The organism is Kitasatospora sp. NPDC057223, assembly GCF_042669755.1.
In the GTDB taxonomy this organism is placed as follows: domain Bacteria; phylum Actinomycetota; class Actinomycetes; order Streptomycetales; family Streptomycetaceae; genus Kitasatospora.
Map to the genome: position 1 here is coordinate 1 of NZ_JBHUWW010000207.1, position 10,225 is coordinate 10,225.

General features: G+C 75.1%; 8 protein-coding genes. 5 read left to right on the forward strand and 3 right to left on the reverse strand.

Annotated features, from left to right (window positions below; genetic code table 11):
- Window positions 1-85 precede the first annotated feature (85 nt).
- Entirely contained in the window at window positions 86-1,516 is a 1,431-nt protein-coding gene (locus ACFUK0_RS38035; RefSeq protein ID WP_380258273.1) for an MFS transporter, read from the reverse strand.
- 59 nt (window positions 1,517-1,575) lie between these two features.
- Here ACFUK0_RS38035 and ACFUK0_RS38040 point away from each other — a divergent pair, with 59 nt between their 5' ends.
- On the forward strand, window positions 1,576-2,103 hold the full coding sequence (locus tag ACFUK0_RS38040) for a winged helix-turn-helix transcriptional regulator (RefSeq protein WP_380258275.1): 528 nt from the start codon (window positions 1,576-1,578) through the stop codon (window positions 2,101-2,103).
- Here the strand turns inward: ACFUK0_RS38040 and ACFUK0_RS38045 are convergent.
- Window positions 2,097-3,008 (reverse strand): CAP domain-containing protein, encoded by a 912-nt coding sequence (locus ACFUK0_RS38045; protein ID WP_380258277.1) that lies wholly within the window; start codon window positions 3,006-3,008, stop codon window positions 2,097-2,099. The genes ACFUK0_RS38040 and ACFUK0_RS38045 overlap by 7 nt on opposite strands.
- A 149-nt stretch (window positions 3,009-3,157) precedes the next feature.
- Here ACFUK0_RS38045 and ACFUK0_RS38050 point away from each other — a divergent pair, with 149 nt between their 5' ends.
- From ACFUK0_RS38050 to ftsY, 4 genes are all read left to right on the forward strand, one after another.
- Entirely contained in the window at window positions 3,158-3,451 is a 294-nt protein-coding gene (locus tag ACFUK0_RS38050) for an acylphosphatase (protein ID WP_380258280.1), read from the forward strand.
- A 519-nt stretch (window positions 3,452-3,970) separates the two neighbouring features.
- The gene (locus tag ACFUK0_RS38055; protein WP_380258282.1) at window positions 3,971-4,174 is read left to right on the forward strand and encodes a hypothetical protein; all 204 of its coding nucleotides are present in this window, start codon (window positions 3,971-3,973) and stop codon (window positions 4,172-4,174) included.
- A 279-nt stretch (window positions 4,175-4,453) separates the two neighbouring features.
- Window positions 4,454-8,098: a chromosome segregation protein SMC gene (gene smc / locus ACFUK0_RS38060; RefSeq protein ID WP_380258284.1), complete on the forward strand. Its 3,645-nt coding sequence runs from the start codon at window positions 4,454-4,456 to the stop codon at window positions 8,096-8,098.
- Between the two features lie 247 nt (window positions 8,099-8,345).
- Window positions 8,346-9,533, forward strand: a complete 1,188-nt coding sequence (gene ftsY, locus ACFUK0_RS38065) for a signal recognition particle-docking protein FtsY (RefSeq protein ID WP_380258287.1) — start codon at window positions 8,346-8,348, stop codon at window positions 9,531-9,533.
- An 82-nt stretch (window positions 9,534-9,615) separates the two neighbouring features.
- Here the strand turns inward: ftsY and ACFUK0_RS38070 are convergent.
- Window positions 9,616-10,225 (reverse strand): bifunctional DNA primase/polymerase (locus ACFUK0_RS38070; RefSeq protein WP_380258289.1); only part of this gene is annotated, 610 nt, incomplete at its 5' end.

The following is a 10,225-nucleotide window of genomic DNA, read 5'->3' on the forward strand; positions in this document are numbered from 1 at the left end:
GCGACGGTGGAGGGGCCGCGCGTCCGTCGTGGCCGGGGCGCGCGGCGCTCCGGCCGCAGACGGCCTGACGGGCGGCCGCTACGGCTCAGACGCCCGCGCGGGCGGCCCGGCGCTGGGCGAGCGCCAGCAAGGCGGCGGCGCCCGTGGCGAGCAGGGTGGCCGCGACGACGGCCAGCCAACCGCGGCGGAAGGCGTCCAGTGCGGCCTGCGCACCGACCGGGGTGCCCAGCACGCTGATCACCACGGCGACCCCGACCACCGCGCCGATCTGCCGGGCCATCGTGGTCACCGCCGAACCGGTGGCGAACCGGGCCGGCGGCAGCGCCGCGGCGGCCGCGCCGATCAGGGTGGGCACGGTGAGGCCGACACCGAGGCCGGTCAGCAGCATGCCGGGAAGCAGCTCGCCGACGTAGCCGGGGGTGGTACCGATCGCCACCGCCCACCAGCCGATGCCCGCCGCGAAGACCAGCGTGCCGAGGACGGACAGCCCGCCGTGGCCGAGCCGGCGCACCAGCGGGCCGCTCGCCAGTGTCACCGGCGGCACCAGCAGCGGCCCGGGGGCCAGCGCGAGGCCCGTCCGCAGCGCCGAGTAGCCCCAGACGTCCTGGCACCAGAGCACCGAGGTCAGCAGCATGCCGGCGAAGGCCGCGGTGAACAGCAGCGCGGTGGCGTTGGCGGCGGCGAAGGTGGGCACCCGCAGCAGTGGCAGTTCGACGACCGGGGCCGGGTGCCGGGCGGAGCGCAGCAGGAACCAGGCGGTGAGCGCGAGTGCAGCGGCCAGCGCGCCGGTCACCCGGGCCGAGCCCCAGCCCCACTCGCCGGACTTCACCAGGCCGACGGCGAGCAGGGCGACGGCCGCGGTCAGCAGCGCGGCGCCCACGACGTCCGGCAGCGGCTCGGCCGCGCGGCCGGCGAGGCGGGGCAGCACCCGGGCGCCGGCCACCAGGGCGGCCAGCCCGACCGGGAGGTTCACCAGGAACACCCAGCGCCAGTCGAGTTCGACCAGCAGCCCGCCCGCCACCGGCCCGAGTCCGGCCGCGACGCCGCCGATCGAGGCCCAGGCCCGGACGGCCGCCGGACGTCGCTCCGGCCGGGTGGAGTCCAGCAGGAGGGCGAGCGAGGAGGGCATCAGCAGGGCCGCCCCGACGGCCTGGAGCAGCCGGGCGGCGACCAGCCAGGCCACGCCGGGTGCGAGCGCGCAGAGGGCGGACGCGGTGGTGAACAGGGCCAGTCCGCCCAGGAAGGCGGTGCGGTGGCCGATCCGGTCGGCGAGCCGCCCGGCGGGGACGAGCAGGGCCGCGAACACGATCGCGTAGCCGTTGAGGACCCAGGAGAGCGAGGCCAGGGTGCTGGCGCCGAAGTGCTCGTTCATCGCGGGCAGCGCGACGTTCACGACGAACAGGTCGAGGTTGGACACGAAGACGGCGGCGGCCACCACGAAGAGGACGGCCCGCCCGCCCCGGGGTGCGGGCGGCGACTGCTCCGCCAGTGAGTTTGAATATCCAACTTTCTGCATGGCAGGAAGCTAGCCGGACTGAGTTTGAAAACGCAACCCCCTGTGGCAGGCTGGTCGGCGTGAACCGGAACACGCTCGAAGGCATCCCCGGCCGGCCCTGCTCGATCGCCGCCGCCCTCAAGGTGCTCGGCGAGAAATGGGCCCTGCTCGCGGTGCGCGAGCTGTTCTACGGCAACCACCGCTTCGACCGGATCGCCCTCAACACGGGCGCCCCGCGCGACCGGCTCACGGCCAGGCTGCGCGCCCTGGAAGAGGCCGGCGTGGTCGAACGCCGCGCGTACAGCGAGCACCCGCCGCGCTACGAGTACCACCTGACCGAAGCCGGCCGGGATCTCGCGCCGCTCACCCAGTCACTGCTCGCCTGGGGCGACCGCTGGCTCCTGCCGGACCCTCCGGTGACCCTGCTGCACGACCCCGACGGGCACCGGCCGCACCCGCTCGACCCGGTCTGGACGTGCCGGACGTGCGGCGAGGAGGCCCGGGGCGGCGACCTCGGCCTGGAGATCCACTCGCCGGGCTGGAACCGCGAAGGGCCGACGCCCGAGGGGGCGCCGGCCCCGCAGGGGTCCTCCGGGTCGGCTCAGTAGCCGAAGTCCTGGGTCCACCAGGGGCCGCCCGGGCCCTGGTGGACGCCGATGCCGAGCGTGGTGAACTTGCAGTTCAGGATGTTCGCGCGGTGGCCGGGGCTGTTCATCCAGGCCGTCATGACGGCCTCCGGCGTGGCCTGGCCGCGGGCGATGTTCTCGCCGCCCAGGTTGGTGATGCCGGCGGCCTTCGCCCGGTCCCACGGGGTGTGACCGTCCGGGTCGGTGTGGTCGAAGAAGCCGCGCGCCGCCATGTCGTCGCTGAAGGCCGTCGCCAGGGAGTCCAGGCGCGCGTCGGCGGTGACGGGCGAGCAGCCGGCCAGCGCACGCTGCTCGTTGACCAGGGCGAGGACGGCGGCGGCCGGGGTGGCCGCCTTCGCCCCCGGACTCGCGCTCGCCGAGGCCTTCGCGGTGGCGCTCGGGGAGGCCGTGGTCGGCGCGGCGGTCGGTGCGGCGGTCTTGGAGGGGGAGGCCGACGCGGTGGGGCTCGCCGTCGCGGTCGTCGCGGTGGCGGTGGCCGTCGGCGAGGCGAGCGGCGGACGGGCCACGCCGCGGTCGGCCGCGGGGGAGGGGTCGGTGTGCGGCGTCGCGGCCGTCGACGGCGAGGCGCCGGCCGGGGTGGTGGCACCGCCCGGGGTCGCGCCGTTGGGGGTCGCCGCGTCGGCGAGCGGCAGCCCGCCCACCGGCAGGTCGCCCGCGACCACCGACGCGTCCGGTGCGGGCAGGACGCCGCTGACCACGCCGCCCGCTCCGGCCGCGAGCGCGGTGGCGCAGATGGCGAGCAGGCCGCCGGTGCGGCGCCGCCGCTTCTGCTTCGCGGCGCGGGCGTGCCGCCGGCCCGCCCGTCCGACCGGCTCGGCCGGGTCCTGAACGAGGGCGGGCTGCGCGCCGCGTGCGTGTCGTGCCATCGCGCTGGCCCCTCCCGAAACTGTGAGCGATCGGTGAGGACTCTAGGGCATGTCCGCTGTGACAGGAGAGGACGGACGGAAAAGGAGAGGTGAGGGAGGGGTGCAGTTGCCTGGGGCGGCCCGCGGAAGGTGCGGATAAGGTCGTGGACATGCATGGTCGCGACAGCAACGAACCCGTACGGGCCACCGCCTGGGTCCGGGGCAGGGTGCAGCAGGTGGGCTTCCGCTGGTGGACGCGGGCCCGGGCGCTGGAGATCGGCCTGACCGGCTATGCGAGCAACCTCGACGACGGCCGGGTCCAGGTGGTGGCCGAAGGCCTTCCGGCCGACTGCGAACACCTGCTCGCCCTGCTGCGCGGACCGGACACCCCCGGCGCGGTCTCCGGTGTCACCGAGATCTGGACGGCCACCGGTGACGGCTACGACGGGTTCGCGATCCGCTGACCCGTCCGTGGCCCGCCCGGCCCGGGGCCGGTCCGACGATCGGATCTGTCGGTCCGTCGGACGAATCGCGGGAGTCACCTGCGCGGATGACGGCCGGCCGGGTCGTTGGCAACTCCGGCCGGGGCCGCGCCGCGGACTCGGCCGATCCGTCCAGAACTGCCGGTGTCATGCGGTTGCCTTCCGGGCAGACTCGTGGTTGACTCCGCATCGAGCAGTGATCCACCAGTACCTCGGTGGCCCCCGCCCGACACCGCCCGGCGTGCAGCTTCCGCCGCGCAGGTGACAGGGGCGCGGTAGCGTGCGGTGATCGTGTTGACCCGTTCCGTCTTTGGTGAGACGCTGGAAACCCGCGCACACGACCGCGTTTTCCCGGTAGGCGCATGCCCCGTGGGCCCAGCTCACGGTGGATGTTCTGTAGTGCCCAGCCAGCACTGCCGGTGGCGCGACGCGCGTGCGTTTCCCTTCCCCCTAGACCCATACCGCTCAGGTTCGGTCACTCAGCGTGGAGGACCACTCATCATGGCAAAGGCGCTTCTCGGGTACGTCGGCGGCCCCGACCCGCGAATGCTCTCCGAGGTGCGACGGCTTCAGCAGCGCGTCCAGGACCTGGAATCCGAGTTGATTCGGATGCAGGCCGAGAACGACGCGCTCGCGGCTGTCGCTGACGAGCACTCGCTGCTCCGCAGCATCGATCTGGATCAGCGCGAGCCGGCCCTCACCTGATCCCGGTCACACCCTCACGGATCGACGCTGTTGAGCCTCGACGCCACTGTGCGTCGAACTCCCGCAAGGGACGCAGCTTGCAAGGGACGCCCTGACAGGCGTCCCTTCGTCGTTTGGTCCGAGCGTCCTTCCGTCCCGGGCCCCGAAGCCTCCGCCCGTCGCCCCGAAGTCCTTTGCAGCTAAGGCTGCCCTCCCCCAGCGGGCCTGAAACCGTCCGCGCACCCGGGCGGATACAGTCGCAGACCGGGGGGCCGGGCGAGCGACGAGGAGTGCCTGCGCGTGCACCTGAAGAGTCTGACCCTGCGCGGCTTCAAGTCCTTCGCGTCCGCCACCACCCTGCGCTTCGAGCCGGGCATCACCTGCGTGGTCGGCCCGAACGGCTCCGGCAAGTCCAACGTGGTGGACGCACTGTCCTGGGTGATGGGCGAGCAGGGCGCCAAGTCGCTGCGCGGCGGGAAGATGGAGGACGTCATCTTCGCCGGGACGAGCGGGCGCAGCCCCCTCGGCCGGGCCGAGGTCAGCCTCACCATCGACAACTCCGACGGCGCGCTGCCCATCGACTACACCGAGGTGACCATCACCCGGACGCTGTTCCGCAACGGCGGCAGCGAGTACGCGCTCAACGGGACGACCTGCCGGCTGCTGGACATCCAGGAACTGCTCTCCGACTCCGGCATCGGCCGCGAGATGCACGTCATCGTCGGGCAGGGCCAGCTCGACTCCGTCCTGCACGCCGACCCGATGGGCCGCCGGGCCTTCATCGAGGAGGCGGCCGGCGTCCTCAAGCACCGCAAGCGCAAGGAGAAGGCGCTGCGCAAACTGGACGCGATGCAGGTCAACCTCAACCGCGTCCAGGACCTCGTCGCCGAACTGCGCCGCCAGCTCGGCCCGCTCGGCCGGCAGGCGAAGACCGCCCGCCGGGCCGCCGGCATCCAGGCCGACCTGCGCGACGCCCGGCTCCGGCTGCTGGCCGACGACCTGCTCACCCTCCGGCAGGCCGTCGAGGCCGAGGTCGCGGACGAACGCGCGCTGCGTGAGCGCCGCGCCGCCGTCGAGCAGGAACTCGCCCGTGCCCAGCAGCGCGAGGCGGTGCTGGAGGCCCAGGTCCAGCAGCTCGGGCCGCGTCTGGAGGCCGCCCGGCAGACCTGGTACGAGCTGTCGGCGCTGACCGAACGGGCCAGGGGGACGATCGGCCTCGCCGAGGCCAGGGCCCGGCACGCCGCGAGCAGCGGGCAGGCCGAGGAGCGGCGCGGGCGCGATCCGGAGGAGCTGGAACGCGAGGCGGAGCACGTCCGGGAGGAGGAGGCCGCACTCGCCGAGGCGCTGGAGGAGGCGCAGTACGCACTCGCCGAGGCGGTCGAGACCCGGATCGGACGGGAGCGTGAACTCGCCGAGGAGGAACGCCGCTCGAAGAGCATCGCGCGCGCCCTGGCGGACCGCCGCGAAGGCCTCGTCCGACTGCAGGGACAGGCTGCGGCCGCCCGCTCCAGGGCCGTCGGCGCCGAGGAGGAGATCGGCCGCCTCGCCGGCGCCAGGGACGAGGCACTCGTCCGCGCCGAGGCCGCACAGGAGGAGTTCCAGCAGCTCCAGTGCGAGGTGGACGGCCTGGCGGCCGGCGACGAAGGCCTGGAGAGCGCCCAGCAGGACGCCCGCGCCCGGCTCGCCGAGGCCGACCGCGAACTCGCGGCCGTCCGCGACGCGGCGGCCGCCGCCGACCGCGACCGGGCCGCGACCACGGCCCGCCGCGACGCCCTGGCACTCGGCCTGCGGCGCAAGGACGGCAGCGGCGCCCTGCTCGCGGCCGGCGAGCGGCTGGCCGGGCTGCTCGGCCCGGCCGCCGAACTGCTGAAGGCCGAACCCGGGTACGAGGTCGCCCTCGCCGCGGCGCTCGGGGCGGCGGCGGACGCGGTCGTCGTCGACGGCCTCGACACCGCCGTACGGGCGCTGCGCCTGCTGCGCGAGGACGACGCGGGCCGGGCCGCACTGCTGATCGCCGGCCGCCCGCCCGGCGCGACCAGGCCCGGAGGGCTGCCCGGCGGTGCCCGCTGGGCCGGCGACCTGGTGACCGGCCCGGCCGGCCTGCTGTCCGCCGTGCAGGCGCTGCTGGCCCACGCCGTCGTGCTCGACGGGCTCGACGAGGCGCAGCAACTCGTACTGGAAAGGCCGGAGTTGTCGGCCTTCACCCGAGCCGGTGACCAGCTCGGCGCGGGCTTCGCGCAAGGCGGCTCGGCCGGCGCGCCGAGCCTGCTGGAGACCGGCGCGGCGGTCGACGAGGCCACCCGGGCGATCGGGGAACTGACCGCCCGCTGCGCCCGGCTCACCGAGCAACTGGCCGAAGCAGCCGACCGGCGCCGCGAGTCGGCCGCCGAGGTGGAGCAACTCGCCCTGCGCGCACGGCAGGCCGAGAAGGAACGGGCCCAGGTGGCCGGTGCGCTGGGCCGTCTGGGCGGCCAGGCCAGGGCCGCCGCCGGGGAGGCGGAGCGGCTCGCGGCGTCGGCAGCCCGCGCCGGGGCGGGGCTGGAGCAGGCCAGGGCCGCCGCCGACGAACTCGCCGAGCGGCTGGCCGTGGCACAGGAGTCGGCCGATACCGGTGAGCAGGAGCCCGACCCGGCCGAGCAGACCAGGCTGGCCGAGGCCGCGGTGCAGGCCCGGCAGGCCGAACTGGAGACCCGGCTGGCCGTCCGGACCCACGAGGAACGCGTGCGGGGGCTGGCCGGCCGGGCCGACCAGCTCGACCGGGCCGCCCGGGCCGAGCGCGAAGCGCGGACCAGGGCCGCCGCGCGGCGCGAGCGCGCCCGGCACGAGGCGGGCGTGGCGAGCGCCGTCGCGGCCGGGAGCCGGCAGCTGCTCGCCTGCCTGGAGGTCTCGCTGGCCCGCGCCGCCGCCGAACGCGACGAGGCGGAACTGGCCAGGGGCGGCCGGGAGAGCGAACTGCGCGCCGGGCGGGAGGCGGGCCGGGAGCTCAAGGCCGAACTGGACGGACTGGTCGACGCCGGCCACCGCGACGAGGTGCTGCGGGCCGAGAAACGGCTGCGGATCGAGCAGCTGGAGACCAGGGCCGTCGAGGAGTACGGCATCGAGGGCGGCGAACTGCTCGCCGGGTTCGGCCCGGACGTACCCGTACCGCCGGGGGCTGCCGAGGACGGCCAGGAGCCGGGGGAGCCGGCGCCCTACGTCCGCGCCGAGCAGGAGAAGCGGCTGCGGGCCGCCGAACGGGCGTACCAGCAGCTCGGCAAGGTCAACCCGCTGGCGCTGGAGGAGTTCGCGGCCTTGGAGGAGCGGCACCAGTTCCTCGGGGAGCAGCTGGACGACCTCAAGCGCAGCCGGCGCGACCTGTTGGAGATCGTCAAGGACGTCGACGTCCGGGTCGAGCAGCTGTTCACCGCGGCCTACCACGACACGGCGGCGCAGTTCGAAGGCGTGTTCTCCCGGCTGTTCCCGGGCGGCGAGGGGCGGCTCGTGCTGACCGACCCCGGCAACATGCTGACCACCGGCGTGGACGTGGAGGCCCGCCCGCCGGGCAAGAAGGTCAAGCGGCTGTCGCTGCTCTCCGGCGGTGAGCGCTCGCTGACGGCGGTGGCACTGCTCGTGTCGATCTTCAAGGCGCGGCCGAGTCCGTTCTACGTGATGGACGAGGTGGAGGCGGCGCTCGACGAGACCAACCTGCGGCGGCTCGTCTCGATCATGGAGGAGCTGCGGGAGAGCTCGCAGCTGATCGTGATCACCCACCAGAAACTCACCATGGAGTCCGCCGACGCGCTCTACGGCGTCACCATGAAGGGCGACGGCATCTCGCAGGTGATCAGCCAGCGGCTGCGCGAGGGGGCACCTCCCGGCCGCCGGGCCGGGGGAGAGCGCCAGGAGCGCCCGCCCGCCGCACCGCGCCGTCCGCAGCCGGAGTCCGCGGACGCCGCCGTGGCCTGAGCCGGGTGTGTGCCGGTTCGACGGGACGGTCACCGATACTGGGAGGGTTGTGACTCCTCCCCCTCGCCCGCGAGGGGGCTGCTCAGCAGGCCGCCCGACGATCCCCTGAGGGCAGCAGGCCGCACCCGCCGCCGGTCAGCGGCGCCGGGCGGGGCCAGGCAGTGAAGCGGCGGCGCTCCGGCCCGCCGGGCGAAGGATCACCAGTACCCCCGCCCTCACGGACGGGCACCCAGCGAAGGAGTTTGATGTGGAATTCGTGATCCTTGCCGTGGTCATCGCCGTGGCCGTCATCGGCGCGGTCGCGGGCCTCGTCGTCAGCGGGAGACGGCGCAGGGAGCTGCCGCCGAAGGCCACGGCACCGGTCATCACCGCGCCGAAGGCGCCGGCCGAGCCCCGGCCCGAGCCCCAGGTCGGGGACGAGGCCGCGCCACCGGTCGAGGTGCCCGTCCAGACCGTCGAGGAGATCGAACTCCCGCCGGTCGTGGAGGCACCCGCCCTCGAAGTGCCCGAGCCGACCGCCGGGCGGCTGATCCGGCTGCGCTCGCGGCTGTCCCGTTCGCAGAACTCGCTCGGCAAGGGGCTGCTCACGCTGCTCTCGCGCGAGCGCCTCGACGAGGACACCTGGGAGGAGATCGAGGAGACCCTGCTCGTCGCCGACGTGGGCGTGAAGCCGACCCAGGAGCTGGTCGAGCGGCTGCGCACCCGGGTGAAGGTGCTCGGCACCCGCACCCCCGCCGAGCTGCGCGCCCTGCTGCACGAGGAGCTCGTGCTGCTGATCGGCGAGGACGTCGACCGTACGCTGCACACCGCCAAGCACGGCGACGGCCGCCCGGCCGTCGTCCTGGTGGTCGGCGTGAACGGTGTCGGCAAGACCACCACCTCGGGCAAGCTCGGCCGGGTCCTGGTGGCGGACGGCCGCAAGGTGGTTTTCGGCGCGGCCGACACCTTCCGTGCCGCCGCCGCCGACCAGCTGCAGACCTGGGGCGAGCGGGTCGGTGCGCGGACGGTGCGCGGGCCCGAGGGCGGCGACCCGGCCTCGGTCGCCTTCGAGGCCGTCAAGGAGGGCATCGCCGAGGGCGCCGACACCGTCCTGGTGGACACCGCCGGACGGCTGCACACCAAGACCGGCCTGATGGACGAGCTCGGCAAGGTCAAGCGGGTCGTCGAGAAGCACGGCCCGGTGGACGAGGTCCTGCTCGTGCTGGACGCCACCACCGGCCAGAACGGCCTGGTCCAGGCCCGGGTCTTCGCCGAGGTCGTCGACATCACCGGCATCGTGCTGACCAAGCTGGACGGCACGGCCAAGGGTGGCATCGTGATCGCCGTGCAGCGCGAGTTGGGCGTCCCGGTCAAGCTGATCGGGCTCGGTGAGGGCGCGGACGACCTCGCGCCGTTCGAACCGGCCGCGTTCGTCGACGCGCTGATCGGCGAGTAGCGCCGGCGTACCGCCGTCGCAGGGCCGCTTTCCCGGGACACCGGGGGAGCGGCCCTCCGGCGTTCCCGGGGGCGGCCGGCGGTCAGGAGGCGAGCCAGGCCGGCTCGGCGCTCCGCTCGCGGCTGCGGTGGCAGGCGTACGCGAGGGTGCCGAGCAGCAGGCGCGCCTCCGGCGGACAGCCGGCGTTGTCCCGGGTGGGGCGGCGCAGCCAGCGCACCGGGCCGAGGCCGCCGAGGACGGTCGGCGGCGCGGCCACGTAACTGCCCTCGCCGTGGCAGGCGAGGTCGAGGGCGGCGTCGTCCCAGCCCATCCGGTAGAGCAGGTCGGGCAGTTGCCGCGCGGTGCCCGCCGCGACCAGGAACTGCAGCCGCCCGGTCGGCGCGGCGAGGACCGGCCCGACCTGGGTGCCCATCCGCTCCAGCCGGACGAGGGCCTGCAGGCCGGCCTGCTCGGGCACGTCCAGGGCGTCGAACGCGCGACCCGTGGGGAACAGCACGGAGTCCTCGGACCCGGCCGGGCCCGCGAGCTGCTCCGCGGCCGGGCCGGCGGGCAGCTCCCGGCCGGCGGCCGGGTGCAGGCCGGGAGCCGCGCAGCGGGCCGCGCCGCAGCGAGCCGCGCGGGCTGCTGGCGTGGGCGAGCCAGAGCAGCCGGTCGGCACTGCGGCTCCCGGTGCGCAGGAACAGCGTGCCGGT

Excerpts from the sequence above, each read along its gene's own strand:
- ACFUK0_RS38035 (WP_380258273.1), bottom strand. The coding sequence starts at position 1,516 with ATGCAGAAAGTTGGATATTCAAACTCACTGGCGGAGCAGTCGCCGCCC.
- ACFUK0_RS38045 (WP_380258277.1), bottom strand. The coding sequence starts at position 3,008 with ATGGCACGACACGCACGCGGCGCGCAGCCCGCCCTCGTTCAGGACCCG.
- ACFUK0_RS38050 (WP_380258280.1), top strand. The coding sequence starts at position 3,158 with ATGCATGGTCGCGACAGCAACGAACCCGTACGGGCCACCGCCTGGGTC.
- ACFUK0_RS38055 (WP_380258282.1), top strand. The coding sequence starts at position 3,971 with ATGGCAAAGGCGCTTCTCGGGTACGTCGGCGGCCCCGACCCGCGAATG.